Raw genomic sequence first — 19,539 nt, forward strand, 5'->3', positions numbered from 1 at the left:
CGCGTAGTTTATCAGGAAAATCTATGTAACCGTTTAGAACTAAACCTATATAAGGTATAATACTCATAGGTATTGCTTATAACTTAATCATAAATGAGGGATAACATGGAATTCAGACAGCTACAATATACCCTGCAAATTGCGGAAGAGCGGAATTTCTCGCGTGCTGCAGACAAGCTCCACATCGCCCAGCCTTCGCTCAGCCAACAGCTGTCCAAGCTGGAGAAAGAGCTGGGTGTCCTGCTTTTTCAGCGGAATACCAGTACGGTTGAGCTTACCCATGCCGGAGAGAGCTTTATTGCTCACGCCCGAAAAATTGTTGATGCCGTCGAACAGCTCCGTCAGGAAATGGATGACATCTCACAGCTCCGTAAAGGGCGGGTCGTTGTCGGCAGTATGCCAATCACCGGTTCACACCTGCTTCCCTATGTACTGCCCGCCTTCAAGGAGGCTTATCCGGATATTCAAATTTCCCTGCTTGAGGACACCTCCCTTAATTTGGAGAAGCTGACGGCTGGAGGAGGAACCGATCTAAGCCTGCTTTCTCTGCCGCTTCAGGAGGATTCGCTTACTTACGAGCCGATCGGGGAAGAGCGGATTGATCTTGCTGTACCGCCGAATCATCCGCTTGCCTCTCTGGCCTCCCTTGACAGCAGCCGCCAAATGGAGCTATTGAAGGACGAATCTTTTATCGTGCTCAAAAAAGGACAGGGGCTCCGCACGCTAACGATTGACATGTGCCGTCAAGCCGGTTTTGAACCGAATGTGGTGTTTGAGAGCAACAATATTGAGACCATCCAATCCCTGGTCGCCGCAGGCATGGGAATTACGTTTGTGCCCCGGTTCATTGCCCGCGCCAAGCGCAGCGAGTTGATTCCAGTCTATATTCCAATTGACAACCCGGTACCGAGCCGGACCCTCGTGATCGCTTACCGGAGGGGACGCTACCTGTCCAAGGCAGCGGAAGCGTTCATTGAGACCTTCAAGCAAGTGCTGGACGAAAGAATGACCCCCGGCGACTAGCACCGGGAGTCATTCATAAAGCTGTATTCAAGGCAGCCGCCAGGCTCCCCTTTTAACTTACAACTACAGTTCATATAAACCCGGCCGCCGGTCTTCAAATACAGGAATTCGGCTCCGAACCTCATCCACAAGGGCAAAGTCAATTCCGGCTGTAACAATCTCTTCGCCTTCACTACCTTCGGCAATGATCTCCCCCCAAGGATCAATGATCATGGAGTGGCCGAAGAAAGCATCCTTGCCGCTGACACCGACCCGGTTGCAGGCAATGACATACATCTGGTTCTCAATCGCTCTGGCCGTGAGCAGCGTGCGCCAGTGATGAAGTCTGGGATGCGGCCATTCCGCAGGCACGAACAGTGCCTTGGCGCCCCCAAGCGCCAGGGATCTGGCCAACTCCGGAAACCGGATATCGTAACAGATGGAAGCCCCTGCCGCCACACCTTCCAGATCAAAGATCACCCTTTGATCTCCTGCTGCCAGGTACTTTTCCTCCTCCATCAGACGAAACAGGTGGATTTTGGAGTACTCACCAGACTGCTCGCCCTCCCGGTTGTAGGTATACATCGTGTTCCGGACTTCACTGCCGGTCTTCTGGGCAACAGATCCTCCGATAATATTCACTTGATGTCTGCGTGCAAAACCTGACAGCCATTCCCGGCTCTCCAGGCCCTGCAGATCGGCCAGTTCATCAATCTGGGTTAGAGCGTAACCCGAATTCCACATCTCAGGCAGCACCAGAACGTCCGGCTTCGTCTCGGCCTGCATGGCTTGCTCCATCCACTGCTCCAGCCGGTACCTATTCACCTTGGGTTCCCCAAGGACGATATCAGATTGAATTAAAGCTATATTAAGCTTAACCGCTTGCATCTCCTCTGCGGACATCTGAATCCCCCTTTCCTTGTTGTATTTAATCATAGCCTTATCTGCTTAGGAAAAGCAACGGGGCTTAGTGAATTCATTCTATACAGCTGGGTTAAATCGTGTTAAATTAAATGGAATAAACTAAGGACCAAAATGTGTGCGAAACTTCTAATCTGTACGCAAGAGTGAAAGTGGTGACTACTGTGAACAATCCTAAACCTTCCATTACAATACAACCTGCGGATGTGATGGGCCGCCTGCCCAAGCAGTTCTTCGCAACCCTTGTGCAAAATGTGAACCGTGAGATAGCCGGTGGACATGACGTGATCAATCTTGGCCAGGGCAATCCAGACCGCCCCACACCGGATCATATCGTCAAAGCCGCACAGGAAGCCGTGGCCAAGCCGCTGTATCATAAATACTCCCCCTTTACAGGCCATTCCTTCCTAAAAGAAGCTGTAGCCCAGCGCTATCTGGAGGATTATGGGGTCACGGTTGACCCGGAGAAAGAAGTGGCCATTCTGTTCGGCGGCAAAACAGGGCTTGTGCAAATCAGCCAGATCCTTCTCAACCCGGGCGATTTGTGCCTGGTGCCTGATCCGGGATACCCGGATTATTGGTCGGGCGTGGCGCTTGCCGGAGCCGAAATGTCCTTTCTTCCACTGCGGGAGGAGAATAACTTTCTTCCCGATTATAGCTCTGTCTCCAGTCAAGATAAGCAGCGGGCCAAGCTGATGTTCCTGAACTACCCGAACAACCCAACCTCGGCAACCGCGCCCCTCTCCTTCTATGAGGATACGGTGCGTTTCGCCGCGGAGAACAATATCGTAGTTGCCAGTGACTTTGCCTATGGGGCGATCGGATTTGATGGACACCGTCCGGTCAGCTTCCTGGAGACCCCAGGTGCCAAGGAAGTTGGCATTGAATACTACACTTTGTCCAAAACCTATAATATGGCAGGATGGCGGGTGGCTTTTGCGCTGGGTAACGAGAAGATCATTTCCCTCATTAACCAGCTCCAGGATCATATCTATGTCAGCCTCTTTGGCGCAGTTCAGGAGGCGGCCAAGGTGGCGCTGACGTCAAGCCAACAGCCTGTCGCCGACCTGGTGGCTGTCTACGAGTCACGGCGCAACGCTCTCTTTGCTGCGCTGGAGGAGATCGGCTGGCAGGCCCGCAAACCGGGCGGCTCCTTCTTCGCCTGGCTGCCTGTGCCGAAAGGCTATGACTCCGCCGGCTTTGCGGAGCTGCTGCTTGAGAAGGCCAAGGTGGCTGTGGCGCCGGGCATTGGATTCGGCAAGCACGGCGAAGGGTTTGTCCGGGTTGGACTGCTCAGCAGTGAAGACCGGCTGCAGGAAGCCGTTCACCGGATAGGCAGACTATCGCTGTTCTAAGCGATTTCACCTTTGCAATGCCACTTTTCCCATGTTATTCTTAACGATAATAGATCAAACGTGATGACGGGACCAGTACGAAAGACCAAGCGGCGCTGTCAGAGAGTAAATTCCTGTTGGCTGTGAGAATTTACCGCCGCTCTATCGGAATCCTATCCCCGAACGGCCGGCACGAACATGCCGGACAGCCGCCCCTGTTACGGGCTGTAAGTTGGGTGAACCTCAGTTCACCAATAAAGGTGGTACCGCGGAAGTCAGAACTTTCGTCCTTTGCGCTGCAAAGGCGGAAGTTTTTTTATTTATAACCATACGAGAGCAAACCGCTGATCTGGCCCATATCGAACTAAACTTTGTAGGAGTGAAATGTCATGCAACAACGTGTCGTCGTAAAAATAGGCAGCAGCTCGCTGACCTCCCCCGAAGGCGGCCTTAACCGGGATGCCGTTCATTTCTTCGCTTCGGAGCTTTCCGGGCTGCGTGAATCCGGCTTTCAGGTACTTCTGGTCACCTCCGGTGCTGTAGCCGCCGGCTTCCGGGAAATCGGTTATCCCGAACGGCCGAAGCTGCTTCACGAGAAGCAGGCTGCCGCTGCCATCGGTCAGGCTCTCCTGATGCAGTCCTACCGGGAGGCTTTTCAAATCCATGGAGTCCAGGCTGCCCAGGTTCTGCTTACCCGAACAGACTTCTTGAACCGCAAACGGATGGGTAATGCCAGCATGGCCGTGGAAGAGCTCCTGAAGCAAGGCGTGATTCCTATCATTAATGAGAATGATACCGTATCCGTCGATGAGCTCAAGTTCGGTGACAACGATACACTCTCTGCCCTTGTGGCGAACCTGCTTAAGGCCGATCATCTGATCATCCTGACTGATACGGAAGGGCTGTACACCAATGACCCCCGGATTGACCCGTCAGCTACACGGATTGAGAAAGTTAGTGAATTTACGGACGAATTGTACAAAATTGCGGGCGGCTCCGGTTCCAAGGTCGGAACCGGGGGCATGCGGTCCAAGATTGATGCAGCCAAAATTGCCACCCGCGGCGGCGTGCCTGTATTTATCGGCAAGGGCGGCCTGCCCGGCGAGCTGCTTCGGGCCGTTCAAGGAGACGGGCGCGGCACTTACTTCGAGACACGGGCCTCTTCCCTCCCGATGAAGAAGCAGTGGCTCGGCTTCCTCTCCACCCCGCATGGCACCCTGATTGTTGATGAAGGCGCCGAGACGGCTTTGATCCATGGAGGGCGGAGTCTGCTGCCGGTAGGTGTTAAAACTGCAGAAGGTGCTTTCCACAATGGGGATGTGGTGGAGGTCGTGAATGAACAGCAGGAAGTGCTCGGACGCGGCATCGTTAATTATGATAAAGATCATCTCCAGGAAGTGCTTGGCCTCCCCAGCCACGAAGTGATGAAGAAGATGGATGGAATTCACCGGCTTGAGGTCATTCACCGGGATGAATGGATATCGCTCAAATAATTTGAAGGAGGCAATAAGGATGAGTGAAGTAAAAACCAAAGCGGAGCTGGCCGGATCGGCAGCTGTGATTCTGAATCAATTGACAACAGAGCAGAAGAACGAAGCTCTGCTCACTGTAGCCGAAGCGCTGATTACTGGAGCTTCCGCCATTATTGAAGCGAACCATGAAGATCTTGAGCGGGGCAGGAAGAATGGCACGCCTGAATCCCTGCTCGACCGCCTTGCATTGGATAATGGCCGGATTGCCGGGATCGCCGAAGGACTGCGCCAGATCGTACACCTTCCTGACCCTGTTGGGGAAACACTGGAGACCCTGGAGAGGCCCAACGGACTTCGCATCGTTAAGAAACGGGTGCCTCTTGGAGTTATCGGAATTATCTATGAAGCTAGACCAAATGTTACTGTGGACGCCGTAGGTCTCTGCCTGAAGACAGGCAATTCCGTCGTGCTGCGCGGCGGTTCAGCGGCCCTCTCCTCCAACCGCAAAATTGTGGAGCTTATTCATCTTGCGCTGTCTGGCACGTCCATTCCACCGGAGGCTGTACAGCTGATTGAAGACGCGGACCGCTCTTCCGTTGATGAGATGCTGAAGCTGAATGGTTATCTGGACGTGGTCATCCCGCGGGGCGGCAGCTCCTTGATCCAAAATGTTGTTCAGAACGCCACGGTTCCTGTCATTGAGACAGGAGCGGGCATCTGCCATACGTATCTGGATGCCACCGCAGACCCGCAAATGTCCAAGGAAATCTCCCTGAACGCCAAAGTCCAGCGTCCTTCCGTCTGCAATTCGATGGAGACTCTCCTCGTTCATGAGTCCTTCGCATCGGTTTACTTAAGCGAGCTTGCCGAAGCCTTTAAGGAGGCCAAGGTCGAGCTGCGCGGATGCCCGCTCACCCTGCAGCTTGTGCCTTGGGCCAAAGCTGCCACCGAGCAGGACTACGCAACCGAATATAATGACTACGTTCTGAACGTGAAGGTGGTTCCTCATCTTGATGACGCCCTGGCGCATATTGCCAAATTCGGAACCAAACACTCGGAATGCATTGTAACGGACAACGACGAGAATGCGGTTCGTTTCTTAAATGAAGTGGATGCTGCTGCCGTATACCATAATGCTTCAACCCGGTTTACCGACGGATTCGAATTCGGCTTCGGCGCCGAAATCGGCATCAGCACCCAGAAGCTGCACGCCCGCGGACCCATGGGCCTGCCTGCCCTCACATCCAGCAAATATATCATCCATGGCAGCGGTCAAATACGGCAATAAAGGAGGACAACCCACGTGACAGAAATGACTTCAAATACAGCCCTCACAAGCTCTAAGCTGAATATATGTTTTTACGGCGCGGGCTCAATGGCCGAAGCTATCGTCCGCGGCCTGATCAACAAATCGGTGGCCCGGCCTGAGCAAATTTCGATGCTTAACCGCAGCGACAAAGGGCGGCTTGATTTCTTAAATACAACTTATGGGGTTCAAGTTACATCGGATCAACAGGAGAAACAGGTAAGGCTCCAGCATGCCGATATCCTGGTGCTGGCGATGAAACCCAAGGATGCTGCTGAAGCGCTTAAAGCTCTTGGACCGCTTCTTCATGAGGATCAGCTCATTATCTCGGTCATTGCCGGTCTGTCCATCAAGACGATTCAGTCCCTGCTTGGCCGCAAGCAGCCCATTGCACGGACCATGCCGAACACGTCCAGCTCGATTGGACTTGGCGCGACCGGGATTTCCTTCTCCTCCGAAGCGGGAACTGAACTGCGCGAGCAGGTCATCTCGATCTTTGAGGCTGTGGGCATAGTCAGCGTAATCCCCGAGGAGCAAATGGACATTCTTACCGGGATTTCCGGCAGCGGCCCCGCTTACATCTACTATATGATGGAGGCGATGATCGCCGCGGGAACCGAGGGCGGACTCACCCCTGAGCAGGCCCGCGAGCTTACCGTTCAGACGGTGCTTGGCGCGGCAAGCATGATGCTTCAGACCGGCGAAGATCCTGCACTGCTGCGCAAAGCCATCACCTCACCGAATGGCTCGACCCAGGCTGCTCTTGAAATTTTTGCGGCCGCAGGCTTCACGGATATTGTCAAAGCCGCCGTCCACCGCTGCGCGGAGCGCTCGCAGGAAATGGGCGCGGCTGTAGAGGAGGCGCTGTCATGAGCTTTTGCACAGCAACGTATAGGATTCATGATGCCAAAGCAGATTTCCGCAAAAAAGCCGAATCCATTGCCGTCGGCATGACCGTTGGCAGCTGGACCGAGCTGCCGCAAATCCAGCAGGAGAATATGCGCAAGCATCTGGGCCATGTTGTTCGGATTGAGGAGCATGAAGACGCTCTGTACGGCCGTTATGCCGATGTTACCATTGCTTATCCGGATATCAACTTCAGCCGCGACCTTCCTGCCCTGCTGATTACCGCGTTCGGCAAAATCTCCATGGACGGACAGATCAAGCTGCTCGATCTGGATTTCTCCAAGGAATTCTTGTCCGGCTTCCCCGGACCAAAATTCGGGATCGAGGGAATCCGCCAATTGCTGGGCGCACCTGAACGCCCGCTGCTGATGAGTATCTTCAAATCCGTTGTCGGTTACGACTTGGACGGCTTGAAGCAGCAGTTCCTGGCCCAGGCTTTGGGGGGAGTGGACTTGATCAAGGACGATGAAATCCTGTTTGAGAATCCACTTACCCCGATTCAGCTCCGGGCGGCGGAATGCCGCAAGGCCGCCGAGGAGGCGGAACGCACAACAGGCAAGAAGCTGCTGTACGCCGTAAACCTGACCGGACCTACCTCACAGCTGCGCAGCCAAGCCTTGAAGGCGATAGATTCGGGAGCAACCGCCCTGCTCTTCAGTCCATTGGCTTATGGGCTTGATGTTCTGCAGGAGCTGAGCAGCGATCCGGACATCAACGTGCCCATCGCGGCACACCCCTCCCTTGCGGGAGCTTTCTACCCGTCCGCGAATTACGGGATCTCCGCCTCCCTGCTGCTGGGCAAGCTGATGCGCACGGCCGGGGCTGATCTGGTCCTGTTCCCTTCCCCTTATGGCTCAGTTGTGATGCCAAGGGAAGAGAATCTGGCCATCCGCCAGGAATTGGTGCGGACCGATCTTCCTCTGCGGACCAGCTTCCCTGTGCCTTCAGCTGGAATTCACCCCGGCCTTGTGCCTCAGCTGCTAGCCGATTTCGGCAGCGATGTGGTAGTGAATGCCGGCGGCGGAATCCATGGGCACCCAGGCGGCGCATCTGCTGGAGGGCATGCCTTCCTCCAGGCCATAGAAGCCAGCCTTCAAGGCATTCCGCTTGAGGAGGCCGCACATACGAATCCGGAGCTGCAAGCCGCTCTGAACATCTGGGGAGGACCGAAATGAGTCACAGCTTGAAACCCGTCGTATTCTGCGACTTTGACGGAACCATCACCGTCAGCGACAATATCGTTGCCATCATGAAACATTTCAAGCCGGAAGGCTATGAACCTATCATGGAACGGATTCTGTCCGGTGAGGTTTCCATTCATGAAGGTGTTGGCGCTATGTTTGCCCTAATGCCTTCAACCAGCCGGCAGGAGATCACCGACTTTGTGTTAGGCCAAGCCGGAATTAGGGAAGGCTTCGCTGAATTTTTGCAGCATTTGCGGGATAGAGACATCCCATTCTATGTCACCAGCGGAGGCATCGATTTTTTTGTAGAGCCCCTGCTCGCTCCTTTCAACATTCCATCCGATCACATTTTCTGCAATGGCTCGGATTTCAGTGGGAGCAACATCCGAATCACCTGGCCTCATCCATGCGATGAACACTGTGCCAATGACTGCGGCATGTGCAAGACCACAGTGATGCGAAGCTTCCCAGCGGACCAATACGAACGGATTCTGATCGGTGACAGTCTTACGGACTTCGAGGCCGCCAAACTGGCGGACCGGATCTATTCCCGTTCCCATCTGACGGAGAAATGTATTGAATTAGGCGTTCCTCATACACCATTTGAGACCTTTGTCCAAATTACAGAAGATTTTATTCGCAGGGAAGGAGCAAACCCATCATGAGCTTTACCAATATTCCATTGGAACAGAAGCTTGGTGTGCTGGATGAGCTGCGCAAGGTCAAGGAGCAGTTCGCCGCCCGGGGCTGGTTCCCCGGAACGAGCGGCAACCTGTCCATCCGCATTGGCGACTTCACCCCAGAGGCGTTTTATTTCGCGGTAACCTCAAGCGGGAAGGACAAATCGGTGCATACACCGGAGGATTTCCTGTTTGTCGACGCCCAGGGCCGACCTTGTGAGATAACCCAGTTGAAACCAAGTGCGGAGACCTTGATCCATGCGGAGATCTACCGCCTAACTGGCTGCGGGGCGATTTTCCACGTGCATACAATCTTCAACAATATTATAAGTGAAGTTTATGGAGACCAAGGCGCAATTCCCGCTCAGGGCATCGAGTTGATCAAAGGCCTTGGCATATGGGAGGAGAATGCCCGGATCGACATTCCGGTTGTCCCTAACTATGCCGAAATCCCAAGGATCGCCGAGCTTATCCCGGGAGCACTGAAACCGGAGATTCCAGGCATTGTGCTGCGCAACCATGGAATTTACGCATGGGGCAAGAATGCTTTTGAAGCCAAACGCCACTTGGAATCGTTTGAGTTCATTTTTGAACATATTTATCACACCCTGGCCCTCCGAAAGTCATAGGACCTTCAGCGAATGGGATTTTATGTATAGTTATGTTACGATAGCAGAACAAGGAAAGAGGAGGCACAACGGTGCCCCCTCTTTTTTAACCTTCACATCCAGCAGAAAGGAATGAATCCTGATGAACTTCTTCCATCCCTTCACTCTGCTCGTTCTGCTTCTTTTTACCGGTGTAATTATATATATTCTCAGAGCCTCATTGTCCAAGAAAAAATAAAGTCGCCTGGGAGCATACCCACAAAATGCCCATTAAGATAATTCCAATCATATCGTAGTGAATCCGGGTATTCCGGCGGAAGACAATATGGGCCATGATCTCAAGCCCAAGCAGGATAAAGTAGATAGGCCACCATGCCTTGGCCGCTGCAAGCCCATGCATTCCCCTATATTCCGCGTATAAAATGACGATTCCCAGAATCAACAGCGACACGCCCATGGATACTGATCCTACCCGCCAGTGCCGGGCTCCCGTTCGGACCATCTCCCGGGAACCCGGCTTTTGCATACAAGCGTTCTGACTAGAATCGGTCATCATCCAAATTCCTTCTTTCCATCTGAAATGCTGAAGGTTTCTTCTTACCTCCGGCAAGCAGCCGAATCCCCCCGCCGATAAGTACTACAGAGACAATGAACGGCCGCAAGTACTTCTCAATGCGGTAATTAATACGAAGCTCAGGAAAGTGTACATCCAGGTAAGGAACAATCAGGTTCATGCTGATATAGTAGATACCGAGCGCAAGCAGAAGCAGTCCGAGCAAGTGCTTATGGCTGCCGATCCGGTCAACCAGCGGCTTGTCGATCAAAGGCTCTCTGCCATAACGGCTGATCGTTTGAAGTCCGTCGAAGAAGCTGTAGAACCAGATGAGCGGCAGCAGGAACAAGAACAAGGAGAGCCGCATGACATCAATTATATAAAAGGTGCCGAGGAAAAGAACCATAAGCTGCACCCCTCTTTTTAGCAGTCCGAGATACATGTGGCCCGCTCCCGGAATCATGGACAGCAGGGTCGCAAGCACTTTGCTGCGGCGGCCGCTCTCTCTGCCCATTTCCCATTCGTCAAATAGCGTCCGGTCTTGAACCAAGTCACCGGCCTGCTTGCGGTGGATGCACTGTACAGCATCGAACATACAGTACAGCCATATTACTGGCAGAACGCCCAGGAACAGCAGGAACACCGAATCATGCGTAATCCCCGCCAGGAAGATGAGCATGGTGATTGTGCCAAAGAAGGCTACTAGAAACGACAATCCTCTTTGCATCAAGCCCATATGCAAATGACCCAGTCCCGGTAAGAACGATAGTAAGATTGTGAAGAACCGGTCAGATTCAAGGCGGCGGTTGGAGACTGGCGGGGGCCCGTAGACACTCTCATAACCTTCACCCGGGTAATCTTTTAACAGAACAATAAACAAATCAAACATGCTGAGACCCCAGACCAGGGCGGCAAACACGATGCCTGCGATAAATATGTCCCCACTGTTGCTGACCAGAGCCAACATGAAGCCTCCCAGCAGCGACCCGAAGAACAGCAGCATATAAATGACACAGCGGGCCTTTTTTCCCCAATAATAGTGCCCAAGTCCAGGCAAGAAATTCATAAAAAAAGCGGTAATCCGATTGCGGTAGACTGGCATGATATCCTTCCTTTCCATTCTTTATTCCGATCTCTTATTCCATTGATCCAACCAGCCTGTCGCTTGGTCCAGCCATTTCTCGCTGAGCGGTTTGTCATGGTGAGTCCATACCTTCCCAGTGCTGCTGGATAAATGATCAAACACTCCCGAGGTCAGCATTAGAAATGTAATGGAGGCGGCTGCGGCGTAATGGGTAACCGGATGTTTGAGCCAGTTCCATTTACTGCTTAGTAATTTGCTTTGACCGCCAACAGCCTTAGATTTCTGCGGCAGCTGTTTCATTACCTGATCACTGAAAGCGTCCGGGTCTTCTAGAGCAGGAAGACGTTGTTCGAGCTTTTCAAAAGCGTTCATGTACTCCAGCAAAAAGGCTCCATCTTCTAACAAAAGCCGGTCTATCTCATTCTGCTCCTCAGGCTTAAGCTCACCCTGTATGTACTGTTTCAACATTTCCTGATGCTCGCGCTTCCTCTCACTCATAACCACTCCTCCTCCTTCCAGTGTGTTCTCATCCACTGTCTTGCCCTATATAATCTGGATTCCACCGTTTTGATGGCGATACCTTCTTCTTCGGCAATTTGTTCATAGCTCTTCTCATTCAAATAAAAGGCGGTAACTATCGCCTGGTGTGAATCCGGCAGCTCGCGTATTTTTCCTGCTACAATCCGCGTCTTCTCTTTTCGAACGAGGGAACTCAGCGTATCCTCCTCCTGAGACGGCAGCTGCTTCAGCAGCTCTTCGCTTTCCCACTCATCCTCCTTGCGCCTGGCCCTTCTTCGCTTGAAATCGATGGCTTTGTTCACACAGATTCGGGTAATCCATGTCTTGAATCCCTGGTCACGGTATTCGGGGAGAGATTTATAGACTTGGAGGAAGGTCTCCTGGGCCGCATCCTCCGCCTCCTTGGCATCATGAAGAACCGAGTAGGCCATTCTGTATATATAAGGCCCGTATTCATTCACAAGCTGTCTGAATGCTTCCGTATTTCCGTTTCGTATCTCGCTGATCAGCTGCTCTTCTCCAATAACTCTCCCCTCCTTCCTTCAAATAGACGCACCCAACTAGGGTTACCCCTGCATTTCTGTCATAAGAATTATAAATTAGTTTATATAAAATAACTCATGATGCTTACCCTTTAGGGGCGCTGCGATGCCGAGTGTTCTTTAAGGCCGCTGTTGTCTCCGAAATGCTTGAACTAGATATCCAGGTAGGGGCATTTCAGTTACAAAGGCGGACGCTCCGCTTCTTCAGAATCACTCGGGATCGAAGCTAAGATCGGTTAATTCTAAAGTTCATTTTATATAGATGAAAAATTAAAAAAAAGACAGCCCCTGATGAATTCAGAGGCCATCTCTTTCGAATTATATCATGTGAATGCTCAATTTTAGAATTGAATCTTTATTGTACCACCAAATGTACCTGACCAGGTAAGTTGATAGGCTCCATAAGGAAGATTGGAGACTACCCCTCCATCAAGAGAAATGACTTCAACTGAACCTGACAGTGTTGGTCTAAAATGCTGGGTGAATACGGCCACGCCTGTGTTCACATTCTTAAGAACCAGATCACCGCCATGGAGATTGGCGATCTTGCCTGAGGTGTACAGATTCCCTTGGCCCGTGGCCGTATTGGAAAGTGTAGCAGCCGCAGCTACCATAGGGATCATGGCAAATACAAGCACACAAAGCAGCATAATGAAAGAAACTTTCTTGTTCAGCTTCACATAAATTCATCCTTTCGACTAATAAATTAGGGTTAGTCGTGACAAAGAGGAAGTGAACGCCGGCCAGCTATTCAGTGCTTGTACCCTAATCAAAAAATACCATATCTTCTATTACATAACAATATTACTTTTAAAAAAAATTTTGCATTTAAACAAAAAAGCTGACCCACCGGCACTATGTCCAGCAGATCAGCTTATTCTTGCTATTATGAATTATTTGTTCCCCCGGAATCGCTGGGTGTATGCCTTAACATCCTGGGCATTCTTCACGCGGTTCCTGCTCCATTCCAGGAGAATCCGGTCAATATACCGGAAATGTACTTTACCGGCGAATACCGCTTCCTTCAAAGCAAGACGGATGAGCTCATCCGGATACCCGTCTTGATCCAGCCAGCCGGAGATGGTCTCGCATTCCATCGGCGAGAGCGGTCTGGCAAACTCCTTCTCGAACACAACAAACAAATTGCGCTGTTGGTCCTCAAGGGCCCCTGTCTCCTCTTCCACGGCATTCCGTTCTTTCTGCCGCTGAGCTGCCGTATCCTCGGCCAGACATACGCTTAGCTTGTGGTACATCCCCGTCAAATTATAGCGCTCTGCGCGCACTCCTTGAGGGTCAGTGACTTCATCAATGCTCAGCCACCCTTCCTTCATCAGCCTGCGCATGGCGCTGGCTACTACAGAAGGTGTCGCACCCATACGCTGTTCAATTTCCTCCATTGTCGGGAAATCCTTCATCTCCAGCTGCCGGAAAGCCAGCAGCTGGATGAGCAGCATCGCTTCCGTATCGCTAAGTTTCAGCTTCTGGTAATGTGCCAGCAGAGCATAGGGAACACTGGCTGAGCCCTTCTCGAGTCCATAAGCGATTCCGTTAGCCCAAACTTTCCAACCTTCGCCCATCCCCATTAAACTATCACCTCTTCAATCAGGAACAACGTAAGGCTGTGTGAATTCATTATGGATATAACCGGTAGAGAGTCCGTGGGAAAGGAATGGTCTCACGAACATGATCCAAACCACAGATCCAGGCCACGGTGCGCTCAAGTCCAAGCCCGAAGCCGGAATGCGGAACCGTTCCGTATTTGCGCAGATCAAGATACCACTGATAGGTCTCCGCCGACAATCCGTGTTCTTCAAAGCGCTGCTGCATCAGCTCTGGATCATCAATCCGCTGCGAACCGCCGATAATCTCTCCGTAACCTTCAGGCGCGATCATATCCGCGCACAGCACCACATCCGGACGGTTCGGATCCGGCTTCATGTAGAATGCTTTAATGTCTTTAGGGTAGTGAGTGATGAAGACCGGCTTGTCGTAACGCTCAGCAATCGCTGTCTCATGTGGAGCCCCGAAATCCTCTCCCCAAGGAATATCAAATTCCTTCGTGTGCAGGAACTCAATCGCCTCATCATAAGTAATCCGCGGGAACGGAGCTTTGATGTTCTCCAGCTTGGACACATCGCGGCCAACCGCTTCGAGTTCAGGACGGCAGTTCTTAACCACAGACTGCACAACATGAGTAATAAAATTCTCTTGAACCTTCAGGCTTTCCTCATGATCGGTGAATGCCATCTCCGGTTCAATCATCCAGAATTCAATCAGATGCCGGCGGGTTTTGGATTTCTCCGCACGGAACGTTGGACCGAAGGAATATACCTTCCCGAGCGCCATCGCAGCGGCTTCCATATATAACTGACCGCTTTGAGTCAGGTAAGCATCCTCGTCAAAATATTTGGTATGGAACAGATTCGTAGTTCCCTCAGCAGAGGTAGGAGTCAGAATTGGCGGGTCCACCAACGTAAATCCGTTCTCATCAAAGAACTGCTGAACCGCACGGATGATCTCTGCGCGGATTACCATAATTGCGCGCTGCTTCGAAGAACGCAGCCACAAATGACGGTGATCCATCAGGAAGTCCACACCGTGCTCCTTCGGAGTTATCGGGTAGTTCTCCGTAATATGAATGACCTCGATGTCTGACACGGTCATTTCATATCCCGACGCACTGCGCGGTTCCTCACGGATTACCCCTTCCACATAGAGAGAGCTTTCCTGGGTCAGGCTTTTCGCCTTATCCCAGATCTCTTCGGACACCTCGCTCTTAACCACGACGCCTTGAATGTAGCCGGTACCGTCGCGAAGCTGCAGGAACTGAATTTTACCGCTGGAGCGCTTGTTGTTAACCCAAGCTCCGATTCTTACTGTCTCTCCGACATGTTCGCCTACGTGACGAATCACTGTTTTGACCGCCATGTTATCTCTCTCCTCTGACGCTTTTAATTTTGCCCTTTCGCTTCCTGAACGATCCGATTCGTATCGCGGGCGATCACAAGCTCTTCATTCGTTGGAACGACCAGGACTTCAACCTTGGAGTTGCTTGAAGAAATGCGGCGCGGTTCACCGGAACGGATCTTGTTCAGTTCAGGGTCAAGCTCTACACCTAGATAGGTTAAGTTCTCACATACTTTTTGCCGTACAATCGCAGAATTTTCCCCAACTCCCGCTGTAAATACGATAACATCCACACCGTTCATGGCAGCCGCATAAGAACCGATATACTTGCGCAGACGATATTCATACATCTCAAACGCCAGAGTGGCATTAGGCTCACCAGCCTCCATACCATCCGTAATATCACGCATATCACTGCTCACCCCTGAAATTGCGAGCAGACCGCTGTGCTTGTTCAGCATGGAGTTGACTTCACTGATGGACAGCTCTTCCTTGTTCATGACAAAGGTAACCACAGCCGGGTCCAAATCACCGCTGCGCGTGCCCATCATCAACCCTTCAAGCGGTGTGAGACCCATGGAGGTATCTACGGAAATTCCGCCTTGAACCGCGGTCAGACTTGCTCCATTTCCGATGTGACAAGTGATGATCTTCAGATCTTCAATCGGCCGGTTCAGGAATGAAGCAGCTGCCTTGCTTACAAATTGGTGGGATGTACCGTGAGCACCGTAACGGCGCACATGATGCTTCTTGTACAGCACTCTTGGAATCGGGTACAGGTATACTTTCTCCTCCATTGTCTGATGGAAGGCTGTATCAAATGCAACCACCTGTGGAACGCCCGGCATGTTCTTCTCGGCCGCATTGATCCCCATGATTGCCGGAGGATTATGAAGCGGAGCAAGGTCGAACAGGCGGCGGATTTCCGCTTTTGCCTCAGGTGTCACCAGGGCTGAACCTTTAAAGGTCTCACCGCCATGAACCACCCGGTGACCAACAGCCTGAATCTCATCTACGGAATTCAGAACACCGTGCTCTTTGTCTGTCAGCTTCTCCAGCACCTTGCGAATCGCTGTGGTGTGCTCAAGAATTTCGCTGACTTCGGTCACTTCTTCCTTATCAGTCGGTTTGTGGGTAAGGATGGAAGAATCCATACCAATGCGCTCAACCAATCCTTTGGCCAGCACACTTTCATTTTCCATATCATACAGTTGGTATTTTAAAGAGGAACTACCCGCGTTAATTACGAGAACTTTCATATCCGGTCACCATCCTTATCGTATTTGAAAAAGCCTTCGCCCGTTTTAACTCCCAGATTACCGGCACGGACCATTTTCTTCAGTACGATGGAAGGGCGGTATTTCAGCTCGCCGAACTCACGGAACATACGCTCAAGCGCGGCCAGCACGGAATCCAGACCGAAACGGTCGGCCATTTCCAGCGGCCCGTATTGGAACTGATAGCCTACACGCATGGAATCATCGATATCTTCAGCAGAAGCCACACCTTCGCCCAGAACATGCAGAGCTTCGTTAATCAAGATGCAAATAATACGGGAAGTGACAAAGCCAGGAGACTCATAAACCATAATCCCCCGCTTCTCTACTACTTCCTCCACGAAACGCTTGGTGTTGTTAAAGGTGTCATCAGAAGTCTTCAGACCACGGATAATTTCTACAAGATCGATCCGGGATACCGGATAAATGAAGTGCATGCCGATGACGCGCTCCGGATACATCGTGCTTCCGGCAATCTCCGTCAGGCTTAGAGTGGAAGTATTGCTCGCCAGAATAATGTTGCTTGGGCACACCTGATCCAGCTGGGTGAATACCTCTTTCTTCGCATTCAAATCTTCCGAAATCGTCTCAATGACCATGTCACAGGTTCCGAGTTCGGCAAAATGCGTTACTTTTGTAATTCTGGAAAGAATCAATTTCTTCTCAGCTTGGGTGATCGCCCATTTCTCCAGCTGTTTATCTAAGCTTGTCTCAATCATGCTGTAAGCATGGTTCAGCTTGTCCGGGGTCTCTTCTACCAGCAGAACATCCAATCCCTTGGCTGCAAGCATTTCGCAAATACCTTGGCCCATAGTTCCGCCGCCGATAACGCCTATTTTTTTAAAATACATGGTGTCTCGTCTCCATCCTTTGGATTAATCTCTCTACATCTTATTATACCCTTGATGTCGAATAATACATCTTTTTATACCCAACATATAATAATATCTTAGCACGAATAAAAAGTAAAAAAAAATTACCAACCTGAAAAAATCAGGCTGGTAATAGGGCGCTGTCACGAAATTGACAACGAAATTCATCTCCTGAGAGACGCTCCTCACTCATAAGAATGTCAAGAGATTTGTCGAATACTGCCGCATGTTCAATTAATGCCGCTTTGGTTCTTGCCGCAAGCTCATCAAGAATGCTGCTGTTCTCCTTCATGAGCACTTCTTTGGTCACCATGTCCATATTCACAATTCCCAAACTGGTAAGGCCCGAAGTCATCATGGTGTGTACAAGCTTGAGCGCCTGCTCAAAGTCATTGCTTGAGCCTGTGCTTCTTCCGCCGTAATAGATCTCTTCCGCAGCAGCTCCAGCCAAGGCAACCATAATCCGCCCTTCCAAATAAGATTTCGTGTAAAGATACTGCTCCTCCTGTGGATTATGACGGACGTAACCAAGCGCTTGTCCCCGTGGGCTTAAAGCCACTTGATTTACACTGCCCGGCGCCACAATTTCCGCAAGAATGGCATGACCAAGCTCATGCACAGCAACTCTGCGCTTCTCCTCATAAGTGGACTGGCGGTCGTTCTTCTCGCCGAGCATTACTTTATCTACTCCCATAGAAAGGTGGCGCTGTTCAATCACGGACAGATTCTCACGCATGGCATAGATGGCCCCTTCATTCATCACACTTTCGAGCTGGGCACCCGAGAAGCCATACGTCTCGTCAGCTACTTTGTCCAGGCTAACATTGGCATGCAGCGGCTTGTTCTTGGCGTGAAGCTCCAAAATGTGCTTGCGGCCTTTCTTGTCAGGCAGATCAACCTGAATATGACGGTCGAAACGGCCAGGACGAAGCAGCGCGCTATCCAGCATCTCTTTCCGGTTGGTTGCGGCGATTAGAAGAATCCGCGGCGTATCCGAGTTATAGATTCCGTCCATCTCGGTCAGGAGCTGATTCAGCGTCTGATCATACTCGCGCTGTTGGCCGCCTTCACGCTTGCCACCAATCACATCAATCTCATCAATAAATATAATCGCGTTCTCTTTCTTCTCTTGAGCCGCGCGGGTCCGTGCCTCCTTAAACAGGTCACGAATGCGTCCGGCACCCACGCCGACGTACATTTCCACGAACTCCGAGCCTGAAGCCGCCACGAATACAGATTTCGTATAATGCGCTGCCGCTTTGGCCATCAGCGTCTTACCGGTCCCTGGAGGTCCAGTCAGCAGAATCCCTTTAAGCGGGCGAATGCCGAATTTTTGAATTTCCTCATGTCTGACCATGAAATCAAGCGCCTCGCGAAGCTCCTGCTTTGCACTGTCCTGCCCGCCGATTTCTTCAAAGGTCAGCTTAGCTGGTCCCGCCTTCTTGCGCTTCTTCTCCTGGGAGGCACCTACTGTGATGCCGCCTCTCATCTGAACCACAGCATAGAGAGAACCGACCATGGCTAATCCAATGATAACCGGGATAATATTAAGACCGATGTAAGCCATAAACACGAGCAGCACAAGCACAAATCCGATGACGATTTCTTTAATATACTTAGACATTATTCCATACCCCCAGTTGGCCCGGTACCCTTGGAAGAACAATAAACTTGCTGGCTTTGCCGTCGGTTAATGTTACATAAATATTATCACTATCCATCGCGCTGTTCACGGTAAGATTCGGGCTGCCTTCCTTCAGCTTCTCCAGCGTTGCTGGAATTTCCGTATACTTTTTATTATCCATCGCTTCAGCTACCGGGAAGAGCGCCTTCGACCACCATTCGTCCAGCGTCTTGCTTGAATGATCAACCACCGTTAATTTCAGCTTCCGGCTTCCGAGCAGGGACTTACCATCAACAGTTAAGTGCTGAACCAAACCACTTAAATCCGTTTTGGGATCCAAATCGAGTTTCAAATCCACCTGCTTTTGGGTAATATCAAACTGAACATTCTTCACACCATCATACTGGGTGACCAATTTCTTAAGCGGAGCTTGTACCGCAAACTGGCTATACGCGAACCAGCCACCAAACAGGACAACCGCAGATATAGCGACAGTAGTAACCAAAGGAACGATACGCAGCTTCTTCAATAGAAGATCCTCCTTATAAAAAATCAACGGATTTCTCCGTCTTTTTGTATACTCAATTATATATCTCAAAAGTACAAGTATTAGTATATCACAGAATATATACTTTTTCTAAGCGAATGTCTGAAAATCTTTGAAATTGTTGGGATATTTCTCACAACGTTCAATAAATAGCCGCAAACCAAACAAGACCTTCCATTCTCATGATGGAAGGTCTTGTTT

Annotated in this window: 20 protein-coding genes and 1 other annotated feature; of the genes, 8 read left to right on the forward strand and 12 right to left on the reverse strand. The window is 51.1% G+C overall.

Annotation, left to right across the window (positions count from 1 at the left end; translation table 11 throughout):
* The first annotated feature begins 105 nt into the window (after positions 1–105).
* Positions 106–1,023 carry a LysR family transcriptional regulator gene (locus tag KJS63_RS01570; protein WP_213617673.1) on the forward strand — a complete coding sequence of 306 codons (918 nt, stop codon included), beginning with the start codon at positions 106–108 and terminating at the stop codon, positions 1,021–1,023.
* A 63-nt stretch (positions 1,024–1,086) separates the two neighbouring features.
* On the opposite strand, the gene KJS63_RS01575 is transcribed toward KJS63_RS01570, so the two are convergent.
* Positions 1,087–1,938 carry a carbon-nitrogen family hydrolase gene (locus tag KJS63_RS01575; RefSeq protein WP_374706238.1) on the reverse strand — a complete coding sequence of 284 codons (852 nt, stop codon included), beginning with the start codon at positions 1,936–1,938 and terminating at the stop codon, positions 1,087–1,089.
* Between the two features lie 149 nt (positions 1,939–2,087).
* Here KJS63_RS01575 and KJS63_RS01580 point away from each other — a divergent pair, with 149 nt between their 5' ends.
* The 7 genes from KJS63_RS01580 to mtnB all read left to right on the forward strand — a co-directional run bounded on the left by KJS63_RS01580 (position 2,088) and on the right by mtnB (position 9,434).
* Positions 2,088–3,278, forward strand: coding sequence for a pyridoxal phosphate-dependent aminotransferase (locus KJS63_RS01580; RefSeq protein ID WP_280520769.1), 1,191 nt, complete (start codon positions 2,088–2,090; stop codon positions 3,276–3,278).
* Between the two features lie 54 nt (positions 3,279–3,332).
* Positions 3,333–3,552: a binding site (T-box leader), on the forward strand.
* Positions 3,553–3,646: 94 nt separating this feature from the next.
* Positions 3,647–4,750: a glutamate 5-kinase gene (gene proB / locus KJS63_RS01585; protein ID WP_068617226.1), complete on the forward strand. Its 1,104-nt coding sequence runs from the start codon at positions 3,647–3,649 to the stop codon at positions 4,748–4,750.
* A 19-nt stretch (positions 4,751–4,769) separates the two neighbouring features.
* The gene (locus tag KJS63_RS01590) at positions 4,770–6,017 is read left to right on the forward strand and encodes a glutamate-5-semialdehyde dehydrogenase (RefSeq protein WP_213617674.1); all 1,248 of its coding nucleotides are present in this window, start codon (positions 4,770–4,772) and stop codon (positions 6,015–6,017) included.
* Between the two features lie 24 nt (positions 6,018–6,041).
* A complete protein-coding gene (gene proC, locus KJS63_RS01595; RefSeq protein WP_213618297.1) occupies positions 6,042–6,908 on the forward strand; it encodes a pyrroline-5-carboxylate reductase in 867 nt (288 codons plus the stop codon).
* A complete protein-coding gene (locus KJS63_RS01600; protein WP_213617675.1) occupies positions 6,905–8,116 on the forward strand; it encodes a 2,3-diketo-5-methylthiopentyl-1-phosphate enolase in 1,212 nt (403 codons plus the stop codon). The genes proC and KJS63_RS01600 overlap by 4 nt, the downstream gene beginning before the upstream one ends.
* Positions 8,113–8,790, forward strand: coding sequence for a 2-hydroxy-3-keto-5-methylthiopentenyl-1-phosphate phosphatase (locus KJS63_RS01605; protein WP_213617676.1), 678 nt, complete (start codon positions 8,113–8,115; stop codon positions 8,788–8,790). The genes KJS63_RS01600 and KJS63_RS01605 overlap by 4 nt, the downstream gene beginning before the upstream one ends.
* A complete protein-coding gene (mtnB, locus tag KJS63_RS01610; RefSeq protein ID WP_068617216.1) occupies positions 8,787–9,434 on the forward strand; it encodes a methylthioribulose 1-phosphate dehydratase in 648 nt (215 codons plus the stop codon). The genes KJS63_RS01605 and mtnB overlap by 4 nt, the downstream gene beginning before the upstream one ends.
* A gap of 196 nt (positions 9,435–9,630) precedes the next feature.
* On the opposite strand, the gene KJS63_RS01615 is transcribed toward mtnB, so the two are convergent.
* The 11 genes from KJS63_RS01615 to KJS63_RS01665 all read right to left on the reverse strand — a co-directional run bounded on the left by KJS63_RS01615 (position 9,631) and on the right by KJS63_RS01665 (position 19,320).
* On the reverse strand, positions 9,631–9,969 hold the full coding sequence (locus tag KJS63_RS01615) for a hypothetical protein (RefSeq protein ID WP_213617677.1): 339 nt from the start codon (positions 9,967–9,969) through the stop codon (positions 9,631–9,633).
* Positions 9,953–11,068, reverse strand: a complete 1,116-nt coding sequence (locus tag KJS63_RS01620; RefSeq protein ID WP_213617678.1) for a hypothetical protein — start codon at positions 11,066–11,068, stop codon at positions 9,953–9,955. Before KJS63_RS01620 ends, KJS63_RS01615 begins: the two co-directional genes overlap by 17 nt.
* A 21-nt stretch (positions 11,069–11,089) precedes the next feature.
* Positions 11,090–11,548 carry an anti-sigma factor family protein gene (locus KJS63_RS01625; RefSeq protein ID WP_213617679.1) on the reverse strand — a complete coding sequence of 153 codons (459 nt, stop codon included), beginning with the start codon at positions 11,546–11,548 and terminating at the stop codon, positions 11,090–11,092.
* Complete coding sequence (locus KJS63_RS01630) at positions 11,545–12,030, reverse strand: RNA polymerase sigma factor (protein WP_244862463.1); 486 nt, start codon at positions 12,028–12,030, stop codon at positions 11,545–11,547. The genes KJS63_RS01625 and KJS63_RS01630 overlap by 4 nt, the downstream gene beginning before the upstream one ends.
* Positions 12,031–12,452: 422 nt before the next feature.
* Positions 12,453–12,791: a hypothetical protein gene (locus KJS63_RS01635; protein WP_213617680.1), complete on the reverse strand. Its 339-nt coding sequence runs from the start codon at positions 12,789–12,791 to the stop codon at positions 12,453–12,455.
* A 213-nt stretch (positions 12,792–13,004) separates the two neighbouring features.
* Complete coding sequence (locus tag KJS63_RS01640) at positions 13,005–13,694, reverse strand: DnaD domain-containing protein (RefSeq protein ID WP_213617682.1); 690 nt, start codon at positions 13,692–13,694, stop codon at positions 13,005–13,007.
* A gap of 49 nt (positions 13,695–13,743) precedes the next feature.
* Entirely contained in the window at positions 13,744–15,039 is a 1,296-nt protein-coding gene (gene asnS, locus KJS63_RS01645; protein WP_213617683.1) for an asparagine--tRNA ligase, read from the reverse strand.
* 23 nt (positions 15,040–15,062) lie between these two features.
* The gene (locus tag KJS63_RS01650; RefSeq protein ID WP_068617208.1) at positions 15,063–16,277 is read right to left on the reverse strand and encodes an acetate/propionate family kinase; all 1,215 of its coding nucleotides are present in this window, start codon (positions 16,275–16,277) and stop codon (positions 15,063–15,065) included.
* On the reverse strand, positions 16,274–17,146 hold the full coding sequence (locus tag KJS63_RS01655; protein ID WP_068617206.1) for a 3-hydroxyacyl-CoA dehydrogenase family protein: 873 nt from the start codon (positions 17,144–17,146) through the stop codon (positions 16,274–16,276). The genes KJS63_RS01650 and KJS63_RS01655 overlap by 4 nt, the downstream gene beginning before the upstream one ends.
* Before the next feature lie 142 nt (positions 17,147–17,288).
* On the reverse strand, positions 17,289–18,791 hold the full coding sequence (locus tag KJS63_RS01660; protein WP_213617684.1) for an AAA family ATPase: 1,503 nt from the start codon (positions 18,789–18,791) through the stop codon (positions 17,289–17,291).
* Positions 18,784–19,320 (reverse strand): hypothetical protein, encoded by a 537-nt coding sequence (locus KJS63_RS01665; RefSeq protein ID WP_213617685.1) that lies wholly within the window; start codon positions 19,318–19,320, stop codon positions 18,784–18,786. The genes KJS63_RS01660 and KJS63_RS01665 overlap by 8 nt, the downstream gene beginning before the upstream one ends.
* Positions 19,321–19,539: the final 219 nt, after the last annotated feature.

The organism is Paenibacillus sp. J22TS3 (assembly GCF_018403205.1).
In the GTDB taxonomy this organism is placed as follows: Bacteria; Bacillota; Bacilli; order Paenibacillales; family Paenibacillaceae; genus Fontibacillus; species Fontibacillus tuaregi.

Coding starts and splice junctions, on each gene's coding strand:
- KJS63_RS01615 (WP_213617677.1), bottom strand. CDS start 9,969: ATGATGACCGATTCTAGTCAGAACGCTTGTATGCAAAAGCCGGGTTCC.
- KJS63_RS01620 (WP_213617678.1), bottom strand. CDS start 11,068: ATGCCAGTCTACCGCAATCGGATTACCGCTTTTTTTATGAATTTCTTG.
- KJS63_RS01570 (WP_213617673.1), top strand. CDS start 106: ATGGAATTCAGACAGCTACAATATACCCTGCAAATTGCGGAAGAGCGG.
- mtnB (WP_068617216.1), top strand. CDS start 8,787: ATGAGCTTTACCAATATTCCATTGGAACAGAAGCTTGGTGTGCTGGAT.
- KJS63_RS01590 (WP_213617674.1), top strand. CDS start 4,770: ATGAGTGAAGTAAAAACCAAAGCGGAGCTGGCCGGATCGGCAGCTGTG.
- asnS (WP_213617683.1), bottom strand. CDS start 15,039: ATGGCGGTCAAAACAGTGATTCGTCACGTAGGCGAACATGTCGGAGAG.
- KJS63_RS01575 (WP_374706238.1), bottom strand. CDS start 1,938: ATGATTAAATACAACAAGGAAAGGGGGATTCAGATGTCCGCAGAGGAG.
- KJS63_RS01625 (WP_213617679.1), bottom strand. CDS start 11,548: ATGAGTGAGAGGAAGCGCGAGCATCAGGAAATGTTGAAACAGTACATA.
- proB (WP_068617226.1), top strand. CDS start 3,647: ATGCAACAACGTGTCGTCGTAAAAATAGGCAGCAGCTCGCTGACCTCC.
- KJS63_RS01650 (WP_068617208.1), bottom strand. CDS start 16,277: ATGAAAGTTCTCGTAATTAACGCGGGTAGTTCCTCTTTAAAATACCAA.
- proC (WP_213618297.1), top strand. CDS start 6,042: ATGACTTCAAATACAGCCCTCACAAGCTCTAAGCTGAATATATGTTTT.
- KJS63_RS01655 (WP_068617206.1), bottom strand. CDS start 17,146: ATGTATTTTAAAAAAATAGGCGTTATCGGCGGCGGAACTATGGGCCAA.
- KJS63_RS01605 (WP_213617676.1), top strand. CDS start 8,113: ATGAGTCACAGCTTGAAACCCGTCGTATTCTGCGACTTTGACGGAACC.
- KJS63_RS01600 (WP_213617675.1), top strand. CDS start 6,905: ATGAGCTTTTGCACAGCAACGTATAGGATTCATGATGCCAAAGCAGAT.
- KJS63_RS01660 (WP_213617684.1), bottom strand. CDS start 18,791: ATGTCTAAGTATATTAAAGAAATCGTCATCGGATTTGTGCTTGTGCTG.
- KJS63_RS01640 (WP_213617682.1), bottom strand. CDS start 13,694: ATGGGGATGGGCGAAGGTTGGAAAGTTTGGGCTAACGGAATCGCTTAT.